This is a genomic window from Stappia sediminis (assembly GCF_009826895.1).
Lineage (GTDB): Bacteria > Pseudomonadota > Alphaproteobacteria > Rhizobiales > Stappiaceae > Hongsoonwoonella > Hongsoonwoonella sediminis.
Map to the genome: position 1 here is coordinate 952,777 of NZ_WUMV01000003.1, position 21,538 is coordinate 974,314.

17 protein-coding genes are annotated in these 21,538 nt (G+C 63.5%); 5 read left to right on the plus strand and 12 right to left on the minus strand.

The window, feature by feature from the left end:
• Nucleotides 1–141 precede the first annotated feature (141 nt).
• The 8 genes from GR183_RS11270 to hutC form a co-directional block, all read right to left on the minus strand.
• The gene (locus GR183_RS11270; RefSeq protein ID WP_160775659.1) at nucleotides 142–2,319 is read right to left on the minus strand and encodes a 3'-5' exonuclease; all 2,178 of its coding nucleotides are present in this window, start codon (nucleotides 2,317–2,319) and stop codon (nucleotides 142–144) included.
• Nucleotides 2,312–2,707, minus strand: a complete 396-nt coding sequence (locus tag GR183_RS11275) for a response regulator (protein ID WP_160775660.1) — start codon at nucleotides 2,705–2,707, stop codon at nucleotides 2,312–2,314. Before GR183_RS11275 ends, GR183_RS11270 begins: the two co-directional genes overlap by 8 nt.
• Before the next feature lie 459 nt (nucleotides 2,708–3,166).
• Entirely contained in the window at nucleotides 3,167–4,111 is a 945-nt protein-coding gene (locus tag GR183_RS11280) for an ABC transporter permease (protein WP_202395994.1), read from the minus strand.
• Nucleotides 4,112–4,125: 14 nt separating this feature from the next.
• Nucleotides 4,126–5,196, minus strand: coding sequence for an ABC transporter permease (locus GR183_RS11285; RefSeq protein WP_160775661.1), 1,071 nt, complete (start codon nucleotides 5,194–5,196; stop codon nucleotides 4,126–4,128).
• Nucleotides 5,193–6,737, minus strand: coding sequence for an ABC transporter ATP-binding protein (locus GR183_RS11290; protein WP_160775662.1), 1,545 nt, complete (start codon nucleotides 6,735–6,737; stop codon nucleotides 5,193–5,195). Before GR183_RS11290 ends, GR183_RS11285 begins: the two co-directional genes overlap by 4 nt.
• A 94-nt stretch (nucleotides 6,738–6,831) precedes the next feature.
• Nucleotides 6,832–7,842, minus strand: coding sequence for a BMP family protein (locus tag GR183_RS11295; protein WP_160775663.1), 1,011 nt, complete (start codon nucleotides 7,840–7,842; stop codon nucleotides 6,832–6,834).
• Between the two features lie 251 nt (nucleotides 7,843–8,093).
• Complete coding sequence (locus GR183_RS11300; protein ID WP_208999817.1) at nucleotides 8,094–10,205, minus strand: methyl-accepting chemotaxis protein; 2,112 nt, start codon at nucleotides 10,203–10,205, stop codon at nucleotides 8,094–8,096.
• 156 nt (nucleotides 10,206–10,361) lie between these two features.
• Nucleotides 10,362–11,123: a histidine utilization transcriptional repressor HutC gene (gene hutC / locus GR183_RS11305; protein WP_160775664.1), complete on the minus strand. Its 762-nt coding sequence runs from the start codon at nucleotides 11,121–11,123 to the stop codon at nucleotides 10,362–10,364.
• 468 nt (nucleotides 11,124–11,591) lie between these two features.
• On the opposite strand from hutC, the gene GR183_RS11310 reads away from it, so the two are divergent.
• The 5 genes from GR183_RS11310 to GR183_RS11330 all read left to right on the plus strand — a co-directional run bounded on the left by GR183_RS11310 (nucleotide 11,592) and on the right by GR183_RS11330 (nucleotide 17,601).
• A complete protein-coding gene (locus GR183_RS11310) occupies nucleotides 11,592–11,855 on the plus strand; it encodes a DUF4212 domain-containing protein (protein ID WP_160775665.1) in 264 nt (87 codons plus the stop codon).
• 16 nt (nucleotides 11,856–11,871) lie between these two features.
• Nucleotides 11,872–13,647 carry a sodium:solute symporter family protein gene (locus tag GR183_RS11315; RefSeq protein WP_160775666.1) on the plus strand — a complete coding sequence of 592 codons (1,776 nt, stop codon included), beginning with the start codon at nucleotides 11,872–11,874 and terminating at the stop codon, nucleotides 13,645–13,647.
• A 76-nt stretch (nucleotides 13,648–13,723) separates the two neighbouring features.
• Complete coding sequence (locus GR183_RS11320) at nucleotides 13,724–15,562, plus strand: DUF294 nucleotidyltransferase-like domain-containing protein (RefSeq protein ID WP_160775667.1); 1,839 nt, start codon at nucleotides 13,724–13,726, stop codon at nucleotides 15,560–15,562.
• A gap of 32 nt (nucleotides 15,563–15,594) precedes the next feature.
• Complete coding sequence (locus GR183_RS11325; RefSeq protein WP_160775668.1) at nucleotides 15,595–16,128, plus strand: hypothetical protein; 534 nt, start codon at nucleotides 15,595–15,597, stop codon at nucleotides 16,126–16,128.
• A gap of 180 nt (nucleotides 16,129–16,308) precedes the next feature.
• Nucleotides 16,309–17,601 carry an amidohydrolase family protein gene (locus GR183_RS11330; RefSeq protein WP_160775669.1) on the plus strand — a complete coding sequence of 431 codons (1,293 nt, stop codon included), beginning with the start codon at nucleotides 16,309–16,311 and terminating at the stop codon, nucleotides 17,599–17,601.
• Between the two features lie 7 nt (nucleotides 17,602–17,608).
• On the opposite strand, the gene GR183_RS11335 is transcribed toward GR183_RS11330, so the two are convergent.
• The 4 genes from GR183_RS11335 to GR183_RS11350 all read right to left on the minus strand — a co-directional run bounded on the left by GR183_RS11335 (nucleotide 17,609) and on the right by GR183_RS11350 (nucleotide 21,530).
• Nucleotides 17,609–18,238: a bifunctional 4-hydroxy-2-oxoglutarate aldolase/2-dehydro-3-deoxy-phosphogluconate aldolase gene (locus tag GR183_RS11335; RefSeq protein WP_160775670.1), complete on the minus strand. Its 630-nt coding sequence runs from the start codon at nucleotides 18,236–18,238 to the stop codon at nucleotides 17,609–17,611.
• A 4-nt stretch (nucleotides 18,239–18,242) separates the two neighbouring features.
• Nucleotides 18,243–19,901 carry a glucose-6-phosphate isomerase gene (gene pgi / locus GR183_RS11340; protein ID WP_260513640.1) on the minus strand — a complete coding sequence of 553 codons (1,659 nt, stop codon included), beginning with the start codon at nucleotides 19,899–19,901 and terminating at the stop codon, nucleotides 18,243–18,245.
• A 394-nt stretch (nucleotides 19,902–20,295) separates the two neighbouring features.
• Nucleotides 20,296–20,703 carry a Fur family transcriptional regulator gene (locus GR183_RS11345; RefSeq protein WP_160775672.1) on the minus strand — a complete coding sequence of 136 codons (408 nt, stop codon included), beginning with the start codon at nucleotides 20,701–20,703 and terminating at the stop codon, nucleotides 20,296–20,298.
• Nucleotides 20,700–21,530, minus strand: a complete 831-nt coding sequence (locus GR183_RS11350; RefSeq protein WP_160775673.1) for a metal ABC transporter permease — start codon at nucleotides 21,528–21,530, stop codon at nucleotides 20,700–20,702. The genes GR183_RS11345 and GR183_RS11350 overlap by 4 nt, the downstream gene beginning before the upstream one ends.
• Between the last annotated feature and the right edge of the window lie 8 nt (nucleotides 21,531–21,538).

Here is a 21,538-nt window from a genome sequence, read left to right on the forward strand (position 1 = left end):
CCGAATTCCTCCTGATCGCAGCATAGCATGCTCACATGAACACTGCGCGACGTTCATATGAAAGCGACATGACAGTGCGTTTGGGGAAGAATGTCGACTCAAAAATTCAGCAATCGCATCGCTTTGACAAGCTTACGGCGTTCAATAGGCGGATTGCTTGCGCCGGATCGCGGCTTGTCGGTCCGCCGCGCGGATGGCGTCCCCGAGCGTCGAAACGCCGAGCGGCTCCAGTAGGTCGAAAAGCTTCATGAGAACGTCGGCGGTCGCCAGCGCGTCTCCCAGCGCGGTATGCCGGTCTTCGGGCGGAATGACGATGTTGAAGCGCTCGCAAAGCGCGTCGAGCGTCAGGCTGTCGGCGCGCCCGAAGACATGGGCGGCAAGCAGGACCGTGTCGAGCACCGGCTGGTCGAAGGCAAGCCCTGCATCGGCCTGGCGTTTCTTCAGGAAGGCCATGTCGAACGGCGCATTGTGGGCGACAAGCACGCCGTCGCCGACGAAGTCGTGGAAGCGGGGCAGCACGGCATCGGCTGCCGGCGCCTCGGCGACCATGGCGTCGGTAATGCCGTGGATCTTGGCGGCACCTGCGGGAATGCGTCGGCCCGGGTTGATGAAAGTCGAGAAAATCTCGCCCCTCAGCACCCGTCCGTTGACGATCCTCACCCCTGCTATCGACACCATTTCGTCGCCGCGCGAAGGCTCAAGCCCCGTCGTCTCGGTGTCGAAGACGACATAGGAAAGCGCCTTCAGCGGCATGTCGTCGAGGGCTCCCGGCGGGTGGCGGGTGAATAGGTCGAAGTCGTAGAACTCGGGTCGTTCGGGGATGGCCACGCTCGATTTGGCGGGCCGGTCCTCCAGCTCGGAGGAGATCGCCAGCGGAAGGCGAATACGAACTTCGCCGTCGCTCTCGGGCACCGTCTCGCACCAAAGGTCCGTCTTGTGGTGGGTCAGCACGTCGCGCCCGGTCATCGCGCCGAGAGATTCATCGAGCGGCTCGCGCAGCCACTCCTCGACAAGGCTTTCGGGCACCACCTGCCCCTTCCAGGCGATGTCGACATAGACGCGTTCGCCGTTCCGCTCCGTCTCCAGTCGGAAGTCCCGCACGTGGTCCCATACGGCCGCGCGGTTCATGATCCGGTCGATGAGTTCGCTGACGCTTGCCGAATCGCAGGTGATCCAGACCGGCGTGCCGCGCTGCTCTACAGTAAGCGCCCGGTCTTCTGAGCGGCGTGTCGCGGCACTGTCGAAAAGCGTTGGCGAAAATACGGGCGCTACCGGCCATGCGGCGGCGAAGATGTCGTTCGCGACCTGGTCCAGCCGGTCGAGCCTTTCGCCCAGGATGCGCGGTTCGTTGCGAATCGTCGCGCGCGTGTGTTCCTTTTCCTCGTCCGTCAGCGGCTGGCCGCTCAACAGAAGTTCGCCGGCCATCGTCAGGTTGGTGATGTGGTTGCGCACGTCCTGCGCCACGTCCTGCAGCAGGCGCTCGCGCCAGATGCCCGCGGCCAGCTCTTCCGTCACCCGGTCGAAGGTGACGACATAGCCGATCGGGCTCGCGTCGTCCTCGTCGAGCACCAGCGACATGCGCCCTTTCATCGTCTCGTGGCCCGTGGCGGTCGCGGCGAGGAAAGGGGCCATCAGCCCGTCATGGTGGGCAAGGTGCCGCCCGCCTTCGAAGCGCCGGGTCAGCCTGTCCAGCGTGTGGCGCAGCGGCTGGCGCGCGATCAGGCTCGTCAGCTTGCGTCCCAGGCCCAGTTCCCCGCCGGGGGCGGAGCCTGCACCCGCCGCCGCATGGGCCACGAAATGCTGGGCGGCGCGGTTATAGAGCAGCACCGTATGGTCGAGCCGGCAGATGATGACGCCCTGCTGAAGGTCGCGCAGCACCGTTTCAAGCCGTTTCTTCTGCCGTTCCGCGCGGGCCGTGGCGTTGGAAATCGCGGTGTCGATGCGCTCGCGCGCTTCCTGCAGCGCTTGCGAAGCTTCGGCGATGCCGGGGGCAAGCTGGCCGAGATAGCGCGCGCGCGCGGCGTCGGGCAGTTTCTCCGAACCCGCGTGCACGGCGGCGTGCAGATCCCGGGCAAGCGTTTCGACAGGCCTTGCGATGTGATCGTCGAACTTGATCCAGACCCAGAGCACGAGGCCGATGATCGCAAATCCCGCGCCACCGCCGTAAAGCGCAAGGTGGCTTATGGCGGATGGCGGAAGTTCACGGCCGAGCAGGATGAACGCAGCGGAAAGGATCGCGGCTGTTCCCGACGCTATCAAGGCGAAGAACAGGAAGATCCGGAGCCTCAGGCTCCACCGCTCGGCGGCCTTTTCAAGCATGGAGGAGAGGGCGGTCTTCGCTTGTGCGAAGCTTGCCGAGCGCGCCTTTCAGATCGTCGAGCGTAAACGGCTTGCGCAACACCGCGTCGGCCCCCAGCGCCTTCGCCTTTTCCGCCTCGATCGCGCGCGCCGAAGCGCTCATGACGACCACGGGAAGATCGCGCGTCGCGGGGTTCGCCTTCAGCGCCTGGCAGACGGAAATGCCGTTTTGCCGTGGCAGGTCGGCATCGATGAGGATGAGGTCGGCTCCGCCGCCGCGCACGATTTCAAGGAGCTTGTCGGCATTCGCCGTTGTCTCGACGTCATAGCCCTCATGGGTAAGAAGACCCTTCAGGCAGCGCGCGATCACGGGTTGTTCGTCTGCGACGATGAGCTTCTTGTTGGTCATGGCCGTTTCCTCCGCCGACAAGTATCGCCGAGAGGTCATATACGCGCCAGACGCACTTCGGCTTAAGACGAAGGTTTGAGGAGGAGGGGCCTTTCTTCGCTTTTACCTGCTTATGCCCGGTAATTTCAACGCTCTTCGTCGATCCTCGGGCCGCATGGTCCCACGTTTGTTCCGATTTGGAGCGTCCGCTACGGGCTGGTCCCCTCTCCCTTGAAGGGAGAGGGTTAGGGTGAGGGTGAACTGATCCCTATGTCAGGCCGTTGATACTTCCCCCTCACCCGGCGCTTCGCACCGACCTCTCCCATCAAACTCGGGTGTTCCCGAGTTTGGAAGAGAGATGGCGAAGTCGGAAACATCCGACTTCGCTGGGGAGAGGTGTCGTGCAAGCCGGTTGGCCTCGGCTTATTCGCCATGCCTGCGGATAACCCGAAAGCAGTGGCTTGACCCGGCAACCCGTTGCTACCTCTGCCCCTTGAAATAGGGCTTCAGCAGCGCCCTTGGGTAGTCCGCCTTGCGGGCGGCGACGACGAGCGCGAAGATCGACAGGAGGTACGGCAGCATCAGGAAGATCTGGCCGGGAACGAAAGCGCCCACTTCCGTCTGCAGGCGCACCTGGAATGCGTCGAACGCACCGAAGAGGAGCGCGCCGAGCAGCGCCTTTCCCGGCCGCCATGAGGCGAAGACGACGAGCGCGATGCAGATCCAGCCGCGCCCGTTCACCATGCCGAAGAAGAAGGCGTCGAACGCCGACATGGTGAGGAACGCCCCGCCGATGGCCATCAACGCGGAGCCGACGATCACCGCTCCCACCCGCAAGCCGAAGACGGAAAGGCCTTGCGCTTCCACCGCCGCCGGATTGTCGCCGACGGCGCGTATCGCGAAGCCGAGCGGTGTGCGGTTGAGGATGAAGGCGACGGCAAGAACGAGGAAAAGCGCAAGGAACGTCAGCGGCGTTTGCTGGAACAGAGCAGTGCCGATGAACGGCAGGTCGGACAATCCCTCGATCTTCAGCGGCTGGAACGGCGTGATACGGGGCGGAGAAGAGACGTCAGGCAGGGCGGTTCGATAGGCGAAATAGCTGAGGCTCGTGGCAAAGAGCGTGACACCGATGCCCGAAACATGCTGCGACAGGCCGAAGGGTACGGTCAGGACCGCGTGCAACAGGCCGAAGGCCCCGCCGACGGCAGCCGCCACCGCAACACCGGTCCAAAGGTCCGCGCCGAGCCAGACCGCCATCCAGCCAGCCATGGCGCCTGCGGTGAAAATGCCCTCGATGCCGAGGTTGAGAACGCCGGACCGCTCGCAGATCAGCGCGCCAAGCACGCCGAAGATGAGCGGCGTGGCGATGCGGATCGCGGCGGCCCAGAAGTTCGGATTGACGAGGATGTCGAGGATTTCGATCATGGTCTCATATCCCGTCAATCCGTTAGCCGAGAGCCGCCGATGCGCACATGAAAGCGCACGAAAAGCCCGGAGATGAGAACGCAAAGGAGCGACATGGCGACCACCAGATCGGCAAGATAGCTTGAGACGCCAAGCGCCCGGCTCATGGAATCTGCTCCCACGAAGACGCCGGCGACGAAGATTGCGGCGATGACGACACCGAGCGGCGAAAGGCCGGCGAGCATGGCGACGACGATGCCCGCATACCCGAAGCCGGGCGAAAGATCGGCCGTCAGATATCCCTTCAGCCCCGCCACTTCGCCCACACCCGCAAGGCCTGCGAAGGCGCCTGACAAAAGCCCGACGCGCACGAAGGTCGCGGTCACGGGAATGCCGGCATGGCGCGCGGCGGATGGATTCGCGCCGACCGCGCGGATTTCGAAGCCCCAGACCGTGCGCCGCATCAGGATCGCGGCGAAGATGGCCGCGACGAGTGCGACGATCAGCCCGGCGTGGACGCGCATGCGCGCGATCAGCTGCGGCAGCATAGCCTCTTCCAGCACCGGCTCGGATTGCGGCCAGCCCATGCCCATCGGGTCCTGCATCGGCCCTTCCAGCATCATCTGCACGAAAAGCAGGATGACGAAGTTCAAAAGAAGCGTGGTGACGACCTCGTCCGCGCCGAGTTTCACCTTCAACAGCGTGGGCACCAGCATGACGAGCGCACCGGCCAGCGCCCCTGCGACGAGCACGGCGGGGATCAGCGCGTAAGGGGGCAGGGCGAAACCGCCGGACCCCACCGCCACCGCCGCGAGTGCGCCTGCGTAAAGCTGGCCTTCGCCGCCGATGTTCCAGAGCTTCGCGCGAAAGGCGACGGCGGCTGCAAGGCCGGTGAGGATCAGCGGCGTCGCGCGCGCCAGCAGTTCGGAAATCGCGAAGACGGAGCCCATCGCCCCGTTCACCATCAGGATGTAGGCGGTGGCGATATCGGCGCCCGCTGCCCAGATCGGAATGGCGGCAAGCGACAGCGCGATCAGCGCGGCGAAGACCGGCGCGCCGACGGCGCGGCGGGTGGAGACGTTTTCGCGCGGCTCGAAGCGTATCATGCGGCGTCCTCGCTCTCCTGCCCGGCCATCATCAGGCCGACCTGCGAGCGGTTGAGCGTGGCCGTCTCCTGCGGCAGCGTCACCTTGCCGCGATGGATGACGGCGATGCGGTCCGACATCTGGAACAACTCGTCGAGGTCCTCCGAGATGAGAAGAATAGCGGCCCCCCTCGCGCGCGCCTCGAACAGGCGCCGGTGCACGTCTTCCGTCGCGCCGATATCGAGCCCGCGTGTCGGCTGGGCGGCGAGCACCACCTTCGGCTCCTTGTCGAGCGTGCGCGCCAGGATGATCTTCTGGATATTCCCGCCCGAAAGCAGCCGTGCCACCGCATCTCCGCCCGGACAGCGGATGTCATAGGCATCGATGGCGTCCCCGGCGCGCTTGTCTATCGCGGCAAAGTCGAGAAAACCGAACGACTGAAACGCCCTGGAGCGCACATCCTCGATGACTAGGTTCTCGGCAACCGTCATTTCGCCGACGATGCCGTCGCGGTGGCGGTCTTCGGGAATGCGCACCAGTCCCTCGCGCATCACGGCGCGCGGGGCGGGCTTCAGCCGCCGCCCGTCGATTTCCATACTCCCCGAGCGCGGCAGTTCGAGGCCTGAGATGATGCGCGCCAGCGCTCCCTGTCCGTTGCCGGAAACGCCCGCAAGGCCGACGATCTCGCCCCCGTGCACCTGCAGCGAGACGTTGTGCAGCGCGTCGCGCCCGTGTCCGGTCGAGATGCCGGAGAGTTTAAGCAGCGCCGGGCCTTTCTCGACTTCGCTGCGGGCTTCCGGCTCCAGATGCCGGCCCACCATGATGTCGGCCAGCATGTTCCGGTCGCAGAGTTCGCTCGGCAGGTCGGCGACAAGTTCGCCGTGGCGCAGCACCGCGATCCGGTCGGAAGCTGAAAGCACCTCCGCCATCTTGTGGGAGATGAAGACGATGGAAAGCCCTTCGTCGGCTAACGAGCGCAGGGTCTGGAAGAGGTTTTCCGATTCCTGCGGCGTCAGAACGGCCGTCGGCTCGTCGAGGACGAGAACGCGGGCGTCGCGGTAAAGCGCCTTGAGGATTTCGATGCGCTGCTGCTCGCCCACGGAAAGGCGGGAGACGCGTGTGTCGAGATCGACGGTCAGGCCGGACTCCCGCATGATCTTGTCAAGCCGCGTGCGCGCGCTGCGCTTCGAGGCAATGGGCGACAAGAGCGAGCGCGTGCCGAGCAGGATATTGTCGATGCCCGTCAGGTTCTCGGCCAGCGTGAAATGCTGGTGCACCATGCCGATGCCGGCCTTCAACGCTGCCTGCGGCGAGCCTTGCGCAAGCGGTCGCAGACCCCCGTCGGCCGTTGCGATCTGCACGGTTCCCTCGTCGGCGACGTAATGGCCGAAGAGAATGTTCATGAGCGTCGTCTTGCCCGCGCCGTTTTCGCCGAGAAGCGCGACGATCTCGCCCGGATAAAGCTCGAGGTTGATGGCGTGATTGGCCAGCAGCGCGCCGAAGCGCTTGGTGATGCCGGTAAGTTTCAGGACAGCGGCCTGTTCGGCCGGCGCATCGGACATGGGGCCCCCGATAATCCCGTTTGTCGCACGTTTGATCGATCCCTGGTTTCCCGCGGCGGAGGGCCGCCGCGGGATGCGGGCCCATGGCCCGGCCTCAAAGGGTCGACTTCGGCTCCTCGTCGTTGACGTTGACGCGGAAGAGGCCGTCGAGGATCTCCTGTTCCTTTTCCTTCGCCGCCTTCACGGCTTCGGGATCGGCCAGGGTCTCGTCGACGACGAAGCTGCCGCCGCCATGGGCCATATAGCTGTAGGGGCCGTAGTCCGCCGGCTCGAAGTTGCCGCTCGCCACGTCATCGATCACCTTGTCGATCGTCGGCTCCATGTGCCAGAGCGCGCTCGAAAGGATCGTTCCGGGGTAGTCGCCGGCCGTGTCGATCACGTTGCCGATGGCGAGGATTCCCTTTTCCTTGGCGGCGTCCGACACGCCGAAGCGCTCCGCGTAGAGGATGTCCGCCCCCTTGTCGATCATGGCGAAGGCGGCTTCCTTGGCCTTGGGCGGGTCGTACCAGGAGTTGATGAAGGTCACGAGGAACTTCACATCCGGGTTGACCTCGCGCGCGCCCTCGATGAAGGCGTTCATCAGTCGGTTGACCTCGGGGATCGCATAGCCGCCGACCATTCCGATCACGTTGGATTTCGTCGCCTTGCCCGCGATCATGCCGGTCAGGTAGCTCGGCTCGTGGATCCAGTTGTCGAAGACGGCGAAATTGGGCTTCGCCGGGCCGAAGGAGGAACCCATCAGGAAGGCGGTGTCTGGGTATTCCTTGGCGACGTTGCGCGCGGCGCGCTCCACCGCGAAGGCTTCGCCGACGATCAGGTCCATGCCGCCTTCGGCATATTCGCGCATGACGCGTTCATAGTCGGTATTGGCGACGTTTTCGGAGAAGGTGTAGGTGATGTCGCCGCGCTCCTGCGCGGCATTGAGCGCCTTGTGGATGCGGCTCACCCACTGCTGCTCGACCGGGACGGTATAGATCGCGGCGACCTTGAGCTTCTCTTCCTGCGCCATGGCCGGCCCGCCGAGGACGGCGGCGGCGCAAAGAATGCCCGCGGCGGCGGACAGGATAGTCCGCCGTGTCCAAGAAATCCCACTTGCGATAGCCATCTGGACCCCCTTGTCAATTGTTCTGGTGCTGCAAGGGGATATGAGCATAGATCAGGCCCGCTCACAATCTGTGCAGGGGGCACCCGTCCGGATTTCCAACGAATGGAAAAAATTTGGGCGAATAGCGTTCCTTTGGGCTCGGGCCTGCCGCGGGAATGGGCGGGATCCGAGAACGGGCGTTCGATTGAAAACAAAAAGGGCAGGTCACAGGCCCCGCCCTTTTTTCATCTGATTCCCCCGGCAGGTGCCGCTCAGGCCGCCGCGACCTCGTCGAGGAAGCTGTCGATTGCCGAGCGCAGCCGCGTTGCGTGGTCCTTCATCTCCAGCGTGGCGGCGCGCATGACGCTCGCGGATTCGGAGCTTTCGCCGACGCTTTCGCTCAAGGACGATATCGCTTCGGAGACCGTGCGCGTTCCTTCCGCCGCCTCGGCGACGTTCGAGGAGATTTCGCTGGTCGCGCCGCCTTGCTGACGGACCGCCGCGGCGATGGAGGCCGTGTAGCGGTTCACCTCTTCGACCGATCCCGTGACGGTCGCGATCTGGTCGACGGCGTCCGCCGTCGAGGCCTGGATCGCCGAAATCTGCGCCGATATCTCTTCCGTCGCCTTGGCGGTCTGCCCGGCGAGCGACTTCACCTCGCTGGCGACGACGGCAAATCCCTTGCCGGCTTCGCCCGCGCGCGCGGCCTCGATCGTGGCGTTGAGCGCGAGAAGGTTCGTCTGCTCCGCGATCTCGGAAATCAGCGAGACGACATCGCCGATCCTGTTGGCGGCTTCCGCCAGTCCGCCGATCTTCTGGTTGGAGGCATTGGCGTTTGCCGTGGTCTGTTCCACGATCTGCGCCGTGGTGGCGACCTGGCGGGCAATTTCCTCGATTGAGGCGTTCAGTTCCTCCGTCGCGCTTGCCACCGCCTGCACATTGGCCGAGGCGCGGCTCGACTGCTCTGCGGCCTCGCCGCCACGGCCCGCGGCGGTCGCGGAAAGGTCCGTCAGCCCGCCGGACAGTGTCTCCACGTGCTCGAGGTTCTTTTCCACCGCTTCCAGCATGGTCTGCATTTCGCTACGGAAGGAAGCGATCATGCGGTCGATCGCCTCCTGCCGCTTCTCGCGGGCGATATGGCCGACCTTGCGTTCGGCGGCGAGGCGCTCGCGCTCGACGGCGTTTTCCTTGAAGACTTCGATGCAGCGCGCCATTTCGCCGATCTCGTCGGCGCGGCCGGCGCCTTCCACAGTCACGTCCAGATTGCCGTCGGCAATGGTGCGGGACGTGTCCGACAGGGCGCCAAGCGGCTTGAACATGCGGTTCGTCAGCCACCACTGGACGCCGGCGAAGGGGATGAGGCAAAGCCCGCCGGCAAGGATCACGCCGAGGATGATCGTGCTGGCGGCGGCGGAAAGTTCCGATTGCTCGACCGCTTCCACCACCTGGAAGGGCCTTGAAAGGAACTCGCCGGCCGCCTGGCTGAAGCGATAGTCTTCGCCGCCGAGCGTCAGCGTGTCGTCGGACGTCTTGACCTTGTCCATGGGGAAGGATGCCGCCGTTGTGCCGTCATCGGCCAGCCGCACCAGCGTGTTGCTGGCAACAAGCATGGAAAGCTCGCTTTTCCCGATGCCCGTCTTGCCGTTCAGCACGCTCGCCGTGCCTTGCATGTCGATGGTAAAGGCCACCGCGCCGAAGAAGGAGTCGAGATAGAATACCGGCGTCGAGACGACGGCTGTGACCGATCCCCGATCGTTCAGCGTGAAGCCGGAGAAGAAAACGTCGCCCGCCTTCAGCTTTTCGGCCCTGGAAGCGTCGATCAGCGGCTTCAGCGCCATTTGCACGGGGTTGCCGGAAAGCTCTTCGGCATCGACGTTGCGGGCGAACTCGTCGCCCTTGCGGTAGCTGTAGACGATATTGCCGTCCGGGTCGGAAAGCGCGACGTCGGAGAAGACGCCCTGTCCCACCATTTCCTGGAATGCGGTGTGGATCACCTTGTGGTTCGTGGCGTAGTAGCTGTCGTCGCCCGGCTCCACCAGGAGGTGGCGCTGGTCGGCGGCGTTCGGGTTGTTCTCCACGAAAACGCGCAAAAGCTGCTCGGTCTGGTTTTCCTTCAGGTTCTTCCAGCCGGCGCGCATCTTCATGATGCTGTCCTTGGCGCTTGGGAGCGTGGCGAAGAAACGTGCACTGTCGTTGACCTGTTGCAGTGTCAGTTCCATCGCCTTGCGCTTGCCCAGGGTCGCGCTCGTCAGCGCCTTGTCGGCCTGGGTGTTGGCGACACCGCTGGCAAGTTGCGAGGTGGCGATGACGATGGCGGCGCACATAAGGGCCGCGCCCGCAAAGAACATCAGTGCCAGTTTGGTGGAAAGCTTGTTCCGCAGCATTTTTATGGTTCCCCAGCTCGTTTTGCCGCTTTTTTTGCCTGTGTCGTTTGCGCGATCGAAGTCGCTGTTTGGAAAGCGGCACGGCTCGTTTGGCGGGGGAGTATTTCCGAAAAATTCCAAAGATTAATTAACGGGATAGTTGCCGTAAGGGAAGTTTCAGACGGCGCTTGCGCGGGCCTGCAGGCGGTAGCTTTCGCCGGGGTGCAGGAGCTTGGCAAGCGTGATAGCGCGGGCGCCGTCGCGCGTGACGCGGGTTATCTGCAAGACGGGCGCGCCGGGGGAAAGGCCGAGCGCCCGTGCGTCCGCCGCTTCGGCGGCGATGGCGGCAACCTCGTGCTCGACCGACGACCATGGAACATTGTCGAGAAGCCACTGGTTCGGCCCCTGCCGCTCGAAAGGCTCGCCGCGCGCCGCTGGCGCCGCGGCAAGGTTGATCCAGCGTTTTTCAAGCTGAAACGGGGTGCCGTCGGCCAGATGCAGGCATACGATGGCAAGCACGCGCGCACCTTCCGCAACTTCGAGCGCGCTCGCGATTTCGCCGCGCGCGCCTTCCTCGCGCCTTCGGATCAGCCGGTATCCGACCTTGCAGCCAAGGTTCGCGATTTCCTGGTCGATGCGTGGAATGTCGAGCAGGGCGGAATGGCCGGAAAAGGGCGTGACGCGCGTTCCCGCGCGCTTGCGGCGCTCCAGCACGCCTTCGGCGGCAAGTTCCCGCACCGCGCGGTTCACTGTCATGCGCGCGCAGCCGTAGCTTTCGGCAAGCTCCACCTCGCCGGGGATCGTCGTGCCGGGCCTCAGCTTGCCGGAGCGCACCTGGGCCAGGATATCGGCCTTGATGCGCTTGTAGAGTGGCTCGCCGTTTTCATCCGCACTCAGTGTACGCGCGCGAATAGGTCTTCTCCCTTTTGCCCTTTGCATTGCGGGCGGGTCGCCGTCCAGAGCGCTTGTCCTGAAAGCGGGATCGCTTTCGTGATAAGAAATCGCTCCAGAATCAATACGTTGAGCATATCCTTGTTGCGAAATCCAATTCGGATTTTGCGGGATATGCTCTAGGGTCCAGACCCTAGTCTTCTTTCTCGGTCATAGCAGGTAAAATGTCTATACATAAAAATTCAACCTTACGTTGCGTATATAAGTGATTTTGGCTATCCTGTAGTTGCGAATTCATCAATGATGTCAATCGGAGGTGTTTTGAAAGGCCTCATTCGGGCATGCCTTTCGACCAAAGTGTATTAATCCATTGTCTCGCTTCGTCAGCATCGGCCTTCAACATATATTCGCGCCCGAAATGCTGAGATATCTCTAGGGAATCAGCTAGAGTTGTCCGGCATCGTCCGTCCGGTGGGGGTATGAGGCCGGCGGATTTGCCTTATGCGGAGGACTTAAATGGACAACGACAAGGAATCGGGCATCGCCTACTGGAAGGCGAACCTGTCGCTCGTCAAATGGAGCCTGGTTATCTGGGCGATCGTTTCTTTCGGTTTCGGTATCGTGCTGCGGCCGTTGCTTTCCGGCATCAAGATCGGGGGAACCGATCTCGGCTTCTGGTTTGCCCAGCAGGGATCGATCTACGTCTTTCTCATCCTGATCTTCTTCTATGCCTGGCGCATGAACGCGCTGGACAAGAAGTTCGGCGTCGACGAAGAGTGAGCGCGGGGAAATAACGATGGATCTTCAAACGCTTACATATCTCGTCGTCGGCGCGACCTTCGCGCTTTACATCGGTATCGCCATCTGGGCGCGGGCCGGCACCACGGGCGAGTTCTACGCCGCGGGCCGCGGCGTTCATCCTGTCACCAACGGCATGGCAACGGCGGCGGACTGGATGTCGGCTGCCTCCTTCATCTCCATGGCGGGCCTCATTGCCTTCGTCGGTTATGACAACTCGACGTTCCTCATGGGCTGGACCGGCGGCTACGTGCTGCTCGCCATGCTGCTTGCGCCTTATCTGCGCAAGTTCGGCAAGTTTACGGTGCCTGAGTTCATCGGCGACCGGTTCTACAGCCCGACCGCGCGCTTCGTCGCGGTGGTCTGCCTGATCGTCGCTTCGCTGACATACGTCATCGGCCAGATGACGGGCGTTGGCGTCGCCTTCTCCCGCTTCCTCAACGTGCGGGCGGACGTCGGCCTGTTCATTGGCGCGGCGATCGTCTTCGCCTATGCGGTTCTGGGCGGCATGAAAGGCATCACCTATACCCAGGTGGCCCAGTATTGCGTGCTGATCCTGGCCTACACGATTCCCGCAATCTTCATCTCGCTGCAGCTTACCGGCGCAGCCTTCCCGCAAATCGGCCTGTTCTCCAACACGCTTGCGGACGGCATCCCGCTTCTCACCAAGCTGAACGAGGTGATCGGCGATCTCGGATTCGCCTCCTATACCGGGCACCATTCGAACACGCTCAACATGGTGTTGTTCACCCTGTCGCTGATGATCGGTACGGCGGGCCTTCCGCACGTCATCATCCGCTTCTTCACGGTGCCGAAGGTTGCGGACGCGCGCTGGTCGGCGGGCTGGGCGCTCGTCTTCATCGCGCTTCTCTACACGGTTGCGCCTGCGGTCGGCGCGATGGCTCGCCTCAACCTCGTCGATACGATCCAGATCGGCGAAGTCGGTTCGCCGGAAGGCAACCTTGCCTATGACGACCGTCCGGACTGGTTCAAGAACTGGGAGACCACGGGTCTTCTCACGTTCGAGGACAAGAATGGCGACGGCCGCATCCAGTACTATAATGACGCTTCGCAAAGCTTTGCCACCAAGGCCGAGGAATTCGGCTGGAAGGGCAACGAGCTGGACGTGAACCGCGACATCCTGGTGCTTGCCAATCCGGAAATCGCGCAGCTTCCGAACTGGGTGATCGCGCTGGTCGCCGCCGGCGGTCTTGCGGCTGCATTGTCGACGGCGGCCGGCCTTCTGCTGGCCATCTCCTCGGCGGTGTCGCACGACCTGATCAAGGGGGCCTACAATCCGAACATATCGGAAAAGGGAGAGCTGCTCGCAGCCCGTATCTCCATGGCGGTGGCGATCGGCGTTGCGACCTATCTCGGGCTCAATCCTCCGGGCTTTGCGGCCCAGACGGTGGCGCTCGCCTTCGGTCTTGCGGCGGCGTCGATCTTCCCGGCCTTGATGATGGGCATCTTCGTGAAGCGCATCAACAACAAGGGCGCGGTCGCCGGCATGCTCTCGGGCCTCATCTTCACCATCGTCTACATCTTCTGGTACAAGGGGTGGCTCTTCATTCCGGGCACCAACTTCGCCCCGGATACGCCGGATGCATGGGTGTTCGGCATTTCGCCGCTCTCCATCGGTTCGGTGGGCGCAATCCTGAACTTCGCGGTCGCCTACTTCGTGTCGAACGCGACCGAAGAGCCGCCGGAAGAGATCCAGCAGCTTGTCGAAAGCATCCGCATTCCGCGCGGTGCGGGTGCCGCCACGGGCCACTGATCCTTGGCGATGTGCTAAAACAACCGGACCCCGCCACGGCGGGGTCCTTTTTGTCCGAGATGTCGGGGACCATCGCATGACGCCGGACCATACGGAAGTTCGCACCTTTCTCGCCCGCTATCACCCGTTCGACGTTCTTCCCGAAGACGCGCTGGACCGCCTCGGCCAATCCGGCAGTCTTGAAGATGTGCAGGCGGGCGATGCCTTCTATGACGTCGGCCACCGGCTGGAGGCGCTTTACGTCGTGCTTGCGGGCGAGGTCGAGCTTGTTTCGCCGGAAGGCGACGTGATTTCCCATTTCCGTCCGGGCGAGGCCTTCGGCGCGCGCACGCTCCTGCGGGACGGCATCGCCGCCCTGCGGGCCGTCGCAGTACGCGATACGCAGGCACTTGCGTTCCCGCGCAAGCTTTTTGAGGATTATCTGAAAGCCTTTCCCGCCTTCGGCGCCTTTTTCGAGCGGCTGAAGCAGCAGGGCAGGCGGCCGAGCGCGGCCGTCGACACGACGAACGCCCTGATTTCCGCGCCCTTGCGCGAGGTCATGACGACGGACCCGATCGTCATCGCGCCGGACGCCACGATCCGCGAAGCGGCGGAGGTTCTGGGACAAAAGGGCATTTCCTGCGTCCTCGTCGGTTCCGATCACCGCCTCGACGGCATCCTGACCACGGGCGATCTGACGTCGCGCGTTCTGGCGAAGGGGCTCGATCCCTCGCGTCCCGTCTCGGATGTCATGACGAAGGATCCGCTTTCCTTCGCACCGGACGCGCTCGTCTTCGACGCGATGATAGAGATGAGCGGGCGCCACATCGGCCATCTTCCGGTGGTCGACGGCGGGCGGCCCGTCGGCATCCTTACGAAGACGGACCTCATCCGCCGTCAGTCGGTATCGGCAGTCTTCATGATTTCCGACATCGGCCGGCTTTCGGCGCTTGAGGATCTGAAGGGTATCGTCTCCCAAATCCCGCAACTTCTCGCCCAGCTCGTGGGCTCGGGCGTCGAGGCGCACAAGGTCGGCCATTTGATCACCAGCATTGCCGATGCGCTGACGCGAAGGCTTTTGAAACTCGGCGAGGATCGTTTCGGCCCGCCGCCGGTCCCCTATCTCTGGCTTGCCTGCGGCTCGCAAGGGCGGCGCGAACAGACCGGCGTTTCGGACCAGGACAATTGCCTGATCCTGCATGACGATTATTCGGAGGCCGACCACGGCGCCTATTTCACGGATCTCGCGAAGTTCGTCTCCGACGGGCTGGATGCCTGCGGCTATTACTATTGCCCCGGCGAGATGATGGCGACCAATCCGAAGTGGCGCCAGCCGGTCAAGGTCTGGCGAAACTACTTCAGCGGCTGGATCGCCAGGCCAGACCCGATGGCGCAGATGCTGTCGTCCGTCATGTTCGATCTTCGCCCCATCGTGGGCGACGAGACTCTTTATGCCGGCATGCACCGGGAAACGCTGGAGACGGCGCGGGCCAACTCCATTTTCCGCGCGCATCTGATCGCCAATTCGCTGAAGCACACGCCCCCCTTGTCGCTCTTCCGGGGTTTTGCGCTGATCCGCTCCGGCGAGCACAAGGATACGGTGGACCTGAAGCACTCCGGCGTCGTGCCGATCGTCGATCTCGCCCGCGTTTACGCGCTCGATGCGGCGATAGAGCCGGTGAACACGCGCGAGCGGCTGGTCGCGGCGCGCGAGGCGGGTTCCTTGAGCACGTCGGGAGCGGACGATCTGATCGACGCTTACGATCTCATTGCCGGCATTCGCCTGGAACATCAGGCGCGGCAGGTGCGCGAAGGCAAAAAGCCGGATAACTTCATGGCCCCGAATGCCCTTTCGGCGCTCGAACGCAATCACCTGAAGGATGCCTTCGGCGTGGTGAAGACCATGCAGTCGGCGCTTTCCTCGCGGGCGGCCTGAGTGCTCGCCGCACGAAAGTACTGGGTCATTTCATGCTTCTTGGTCTCGTCGGCACTCTCGTCCTCGGCATCGCTATCGGCGGCGTTCTTACCGCGCTTTACCGGCTTTCGGGCCGCCGGTTGCCGAAATGGATCATCCCCGTGGGTGCCGGTCTTGGCATGATCGTCTTTCACGCCTGGAACGAATATACGTGGTTCGCCCGCACGGCCTCGCAATTGCCGCCCGACGTTCAGGTCGGCCAGACCTACACCGTTAAGAACGCAATCCAGCCGTGGACCCTCGTCTTTCCCCGGATCGACCGCTTCTCGGCGGTGGATCTCGGTTCGGTGCGCACGAATGAAAAAGCGCCGGGCTATCGTCTCGCGCAGGTCCATCTCGTCACGCGCTTTGCCCCCACGGGCACCACGCGCCAGCTGTTCGACTGTAACGAGCCCCGCCGCATGGTCCTTGGCGAGGATACCGAGTTCAACGAGGACGGCCTGCCGAAGACCCCGAACTGGCAGGTGCTTCCGGCGAACGACCCGCTGCTTGAGAAGGTCTGCACCACACCGCTCGCCTCGGGTTGAGAAGCGTTTCGATCCGAGAGCGCGCGCCAAAACCTCTTTCCTGTCATGCCCGCGAAGGCGGGCAACCAGTATCCACGGAATTCAGCCGCTTTATCGACATCGATTGAGGGCATGACGCAACCATTGAATCAGTGCCAATATCGCCCTCACCGAATTTGAGTCGATTTTGGAGCCGCACCCATGACCTTCGATCTCCTGATCAAAAACGCCACCCTGCCGGACGGGCGAAAGGGCATGGACATCGCCTGCGCGGGCGGGCGCATCGCGGCGGTAGAGCGCGCCATCGCGGGTGAAGCCGCCCGCATGATCGAGGCGAACGGGCGTCTCGTCTCACCGCCTTTCGTCGACAGCCATTTTCACATGGACGCGACGCTTTCGCTCGGCCTGCCGCGCATGAACGAGAGCGGCACCCTTCTGGAAGGCATCGCGCTCTGGGGCGAATTGAAGCCGCTTCTCACCCATGAAGCGGTGATGGAGCGCGCGCTCAGATATTGCGATCTCGCCGTCTCGCAGGGGCTCCTTGCGATCCGCACCCACGTCGATATCTGCGACGACAGGCTTCTTGCGGTCGAAGCGCTTCTGGAAGTGAAAAAGCGGATCGCGCCCTACATCGACCTGCAGCTCGTCGCCTTCCCGCAGGACGGGTTCTACCGCTCGCCGAACGCGGAAAAGAACCTCATCCGCGCGCTTGACATGGGCGTCGATATCGTCGGCGGCATCCCGCATTTCGAGCGCACGATGGCTGACGGAGCGAGAAGTGTTTCCGCCCTTTGCGAAATCGCCGCCGAGCGTGGGCTGATGGTCGATATGCACTGCGACGAGACGGACGATCCGATGTCGCGTCATATCGAGACCCTGGCCTATGAGACACAGCGCTTGGGCCTTCAGGGTCGTGTCGCCGGCTCGCATCTCACGTCCATGCATTCCATGGACAATTATTACGTTTCGAAGCTGCTGCCGCTGATCGCCGAGGCCGGGGTTTCGGCCATCGCCAATCCGCTGATCAACATCACGATACAAGGCCGCCACGACACCTACCCGAAGCGGCGCGGCCAGACGCGCGTGCCGGAAATGCGCTCGCAGGGCATCAACGTCGCTTTCGGCCACGACTGCGTAATGGATCCCTGGTATTCGCTGGGCTCCGCGGACATGCTGGAGGTCGCCTCCATGGGTCTGCACGTCGCCCATATGACCTCGCGCGAGGCGATACGTTACGTCTTCGATTGCGTGACGAAAAATCCGGCGAAGATCATGGGGCTTGAGGGCTACGGCCTCAAAGTCGGCTGTAAGGCCGATATGGTACTCCTGCAGGCGGCCGATCCGATAGAGGCGATAAGGCTCAAGGCCCGCCGCCTTGCGGTGGTGAAGTCGGGCCGGGTCATTTCCGAAACGCCTGCGCAACTCGCAAGGCTCTCGCTCGAGGGGCGGCCCGAAACGGTCGATCCGGCGGACTATACGCCCGCCGGAAGCTGATCTCTCATCAGCCTTTCAGCGCTGCGACGGCTTCCTTGGCAAGCTTGGTGATCGCGGCGAAGTCGCCCGCCTCCACCAGCTTGTCGGGCGCAACCCATGACCCGCCGACGGTCACCACATTGGGAAGTGCGAGATAGTTGCGCGCATTGTCGAGCGAGACCCCGCCGGTCGGGCAGAATTTCACGTCCGGAAGCGGGCTCGACATGGATTTCAGCATCGGCACGCCGCCCGCCGCCTCGGCGGGGAAGAACTTCAGCACCTCGAAGCCCTGATCGGCCAGTTCCATCGCCTCCGTTGGCGTGGCGGAACCGGGCAGGAAGGGCAGGTTCGCCCGCTTCACGGCTTCGATCAGCTCCGCCGGAGAACCGGGGCTGACGCCGAAGACGGAGCCTGCCTCCATCGTCGCTTCCACATCGTGAGCCCCGCGCAGTGTGCCCGCGCCGACGATTGCGTCCGGGCAGGCGTCCTTGATCGCGCGGATCGCGTCGAGCGCAACCGGCGTCCGCAATGTGATCTCCAGCACCGGCAACCCGCCTTCCACGAGCGCTTTCGCCAGCGGTACGGCATCTTCCAGCCGCTTGATCACGATCACGGGGATCATCGGGGCGGCGGCGCAGATTTCCGAAACGGATGTCATAAAATCACTTCCTGTCTTTGGTTAGCCGGGAAAGAAGTCCCTTCGTGGAGGCGTCGAGGCCGGCGGTATTCGTGGCCTCGCCGGAAACGAGCGGCGCAAGCTGGCCGGCAAGTTCCTTGCCCAGTTCCACGCCCCACTGGTCGTAGGAGTTCACGTTCCAGATCGCGCCCTGCACGAAGACCTTGTGCTCGAAAAGCGCAATCAGCCGCCCAAGCGTGTAAGGGTCCAGCCGGTCGTAGAGGATAACGGTCGAGGGCCGGTCGCCGGGGAAGGTGCGATGGGGCGCAAGCTTGTCGATCTCTTCCGCGCTAGCGCCTTTCTTGGCCATTGCCGCGCGCACGTCTTCTTCCGAACGTCCGAAGGCGAGCGCGCGCGCCTGTGCAAGGCAGTTGGCGAGCAGCAGGTTGTGGTGGCCCTCCATCCCGTTTCGTGCGTTCACGGCGGCCATAAAATCGACGGGGATGACGTCCGTTCCCTGGTGCAGAAGCTGGAAGAAGGAATGCTGGGCGTTGGTGCCGGGTTCGCCCCAGATGATCGGGCCGGTCTCGCTATGCGGCGGCTCGCCCTCGTGCGTCACCCGCTTGCCGTTGCTTTCCATGTCGAGCTGCTGGACATAGGCCGCGAAACGGTCGAGCCGCTGGTCGTAGGGGATAAGTGCCACCGTCGGAAGGTCCAGCGCGTTGCGCCGCCATATGCCGACAAGCGCCAGCAGCACGGGCAGGTTTTCGCTCAAGGGCGCTTCACGGAAGTGCCGGTCCATCGCTTCCGCGCCTGCAAGGAACTTGCGGAATCCCTCCGCGCCGATGGCGATCGCAAGCGGCAGGCCGATCGAAGACCAGATGGAATATCGCCCGCCGACCCAGTCCCAAAAGCCGAAGACGCGGGCCTCGTCGATGCCGAAATCGGCGGTCGCATCAAGGTTGGTGGATACGGCGGCGAAATGCTTGCCGGCATCCTGGCCGAGCTTCGCCTCCACCCAGGCGCGCGCGGAGCGCGCGTTGGTCATGGTCTCAAGCGTGGTGAAGGTCTTGGACGCGACGATAAAGAGCGTGCGGGCGGGGTCCAGCGTCTTCACCGTATCGGCCAGATGCGCGCCGTCCACGTTGGAGACGAAATGCAGGCGCGGGCCGTCGGCATCGGGCGCAAGGGCGCGCACCGCCATCGCGGGTCCGAGGTCCGATCCGCCAATGCCGATGTTGACGACATCGGTAAAGGGCTTTCCGTCGGCCGCCGCATATTTGCCGCTGCGCACGTCCTCGGCGAAGGCGAGAAACCGGTCCAGCGTTTCGCGCACCTTGGGCATCACGTCTTCGCCGTCGACCATGACCTTCGCATCCGCCCCGGCGCGCAGTGCCGTATGCAGGACGGCGCGCCCTTCCGTCAGGTTGATGGGTTCGCCTGAGAACATCGCCTCGCGCCGCACCTCGACATCGGCGGCCTGTGCGAGGGCGATGAGCGCGTCGAGCGCGGCCTCGTCGAGCTTCTCCTTCGAGTAGTCGATCAGGAGATCGTCGAGCGTGGCGGACAACCGCTCGAAACGTTTGTCATCCTCGGCGAAAAGGCCGGAAAGATGTATGGGACGCAGGCGGCTTGCCTCCCCGTGGACAAGGCTCCACGCATCGCTGAGTGCGGCCTGCCTTGCGTCTTGCGGTGTTCCGGCCAACGTCGCCTCCTTATTCTGAAATCGCGTCCTTGTCGCAAAATTCCGTGACGAGGAAAAGACCTGATGTACGTTCCTCAAAAAGCGGTGTAGGGTTGCGCGAACTGTTCCTCCGGGGATTTTGTCTCCGTCGTCATCGCCGGGGTTGATCGGGGATCCAATCCACATCGCTGGATGCTCCAGCATATCAGTTAGCTTGCTGCGCTGTCCTACCGTAACAACAGAGGAAGGGCGGGAGCCGCGCTGTAAATCAGCCGCCGTTCGGTTCCGCGCGATCTTGGCGATTTTGCCGAGCACTAGCCACACGCACCGTTACCTCTCCCCCGGCGGGAGAGGTCGGCGCGGAACGCGCCGGGTGAGGGGGGCTAAAATATCTTGCGGCAGCACCCGAACACACTCACGCCCCCGCCTGCGTCGCGCATCCCGCGCAATGCCCGCGGATTTCTATCGTCGTCTTCGACGGCGAAAAGCGGTGCCCGTCCGCCCAGGCGGCAAGCCGTTCGCTGACCACGTCGTCGGAAAACTCGTCCACCTGGCCGCATGTTTCGCAGATCGCGAAGGCGATGATGCCCGCCTTGTGGCACTGCGGATGAGCGCAGGCGACGAAGGCGTTCATGCATTCCAGCCGGTGGATCAGCCCGTAGTCGATCAGCTTGTCGAGCGCCCGGTAGACCTGAAGCGGCGCGCGGAAACCATCCTCGCGAAGCTGGTCGAGGATCGAATAGGCGCTCATGGGCTGGTCCGCGCGCGACAGCGCATCGAAGACGAGCGACTGGTTGCGGGTCAGGCTCGGGGCAGCGGTCATGAGGCGTGTTCCCGGGTTTCGCTTGTCTGCTGATCGCTTTTTCTGAGGCGAAGGGGCGCGAGCGAGAGAATAAACAGGATCAGGGCCGCGACAACGATGGATGGCCCCGACGGCGTATCATATTCAAGCGAGCCGAAGAGACCGAGCGTGACGGCACCGGCTCCGAGCAGCGAGGCCGTCAGCGCCATCTGTTCGGGCGTTGCCGCGAAACGCCTTGCCGTTGCCGCCGGAATGATCAGGAGCGAGGTGATAAGGAGGATGCCGACGAGCTTCATGGCGATCGCGATGACGAGAGCCATCAGGAGCTTGAAGGCGAATAGCGAAAGGTCAGGCTTCAGGCCTTCGGATTCCGCCAGTTCCGTGCTGACGGTCGAGGCGAGAAGCGGGCGCCAGAGGAAACAGAGCGAGCCGAGCACCAATGCGCCCCCGGCATAGATGATCGCAATATCGCCCGTCGTCACGGCAAGGATGTCGCCGAAGAGGAAACTCAACAGGTCGATGCGGATCCACGTCATGAAGGCGACCATGACGAGGCCGATGGCAAGGGTCGAATGCGACAGGATGCCAAGCAGCGCGTCCGTCGAAAGTCCGCCCTTCTTCTGCAAGGCGAGCAGCGCGACGGAAACGAGGGCTGCGACAATGAAGACCCCGACCGTCAGGTTGATCTCGAAGAGGAACGCAAGCGCGACGCCGAGCAATGCCGAATGCGCCATGGTGTCGCCGAAATAGGCCATCCGCCGCCAGATGATGAAACAGCCGAGCGGGCCTGCCGTCAGCGCAAGGCCGATGCCGGCAACGACTGCGCGGGTGAAGAAATCGTCGAACATTCAATTGC

Bases quoted from the DNA above. Each gene is read 5' to 3' on its own strand.
- GR183_RS11270 (WP_160775659.1), bottom strand. From the start codon at position 2,319: ATGCTTGAAAAGGCCGCCGAGCGGTGGAGCCTGAGGCTCCGGATCTTC.
- GR183_RS11275 (WP_160775660.1), bottom strand. From the start codon at position 2,707: ATGACCAACAAGAAGCTCATCGTCGCAGACGAACAACCCGTGATCGCG.
- GR183_RS11280 (WP_202395994.1), bottom strand. From the start codon at position 4,111: ATGATCGAAATCCTCGACATCCTCGTCAATCCGAACTTCTGGGCCGCC.
- GR183_RS11285 (WP_160775661.1), bottom strand. From the start codon at position 5,196: ATGATACGCTTCGAGCCGCGCGAAAACGTCTCCACCCGCCGCGCCGTC.
- GR183_RS11290 (WP_160775662.1), bottom strand. From the start codon at position 6,737: ATGTCCGATGCGCCGGCCGAACAGGCCGCTGTCCTGAAACTTACCGGC.
- GR183_RS11295 (WP_160775663.1), bottom strand. From the start codon at position 7,842: ATGGCTATCGCAAGTGGGATTTCTTGGACACGGCGGACTATCCTGTCC.
- GR183_RS11300 (WP_208999817.1), bottom strand. From the start codon at position 10,205: ATGCTGCGGAACAAGCTTTCCACCAAACTGGCACTGATGTTCTTTGCG.
- hutC (WP_160775664.1), bottom strand. From the start codon at position 11,123: ATGCAAAGGGCAAAAGGGAGAAGACCTATTCGCGCGCGTACACTGAGT.
- GR183_RS11310 (WP_160775665.1), top strand. From the start codon at position 11,592: ATGGACAACGACAAGGAATCGGGCATCGCCTACTGGAAGGCGAACCTG.
- GR183_RS11315 (WP_160775666.1), top strand. From the start codon at position 11,872: ATGGATCTTCAAACGCTTACATATCTCGTCGTCGGCGCGACCTTCGCG.
- GR183_RS11320 (WP_160775667.1), top strand. From the start codon at position 13,724: ATGACGCCGGACCATACGGAAGTTCGCACCTTTCTCGCCCGCTATCAC.
- GR183_RS11325 (WP_160775668.1), top strand. From the start codon at position 15,595: ATGCTTCTTGGTCTCGTCGGCACTCTCGTCCTCGGCATCGCTATCGGC.
- GR183_RS11330 (WP_160775669.1), top strand. From the start codon at position 16,309: ATGACCTTCGATCTCCTGATCAAAAACGCCACCCTGCCGGACGGGCGA.
- GR183_RS11335 (WP_160775670.1), bottom strand. From the start codon at position 18,238: ATGACATCCGTTTCGGAAATCTGCGCCGCCGCCCCGATGATCCCCGTG.
- GR183_RS11345 (WP_160775672.1), bottom strand. From the start codon at position 20,703: ATGACCGCTGCCCCGAGCCTGACCCGCAACCAGTCGCTCGTCTTCGAT.
- GR183_RS11350 (WP_160775673.1), bottom strand. From the start codon at position 21,530: ATGTTCGACGATTTCTTCACCCGCGCAGTCGTTGCCGGCATCGGCCTT.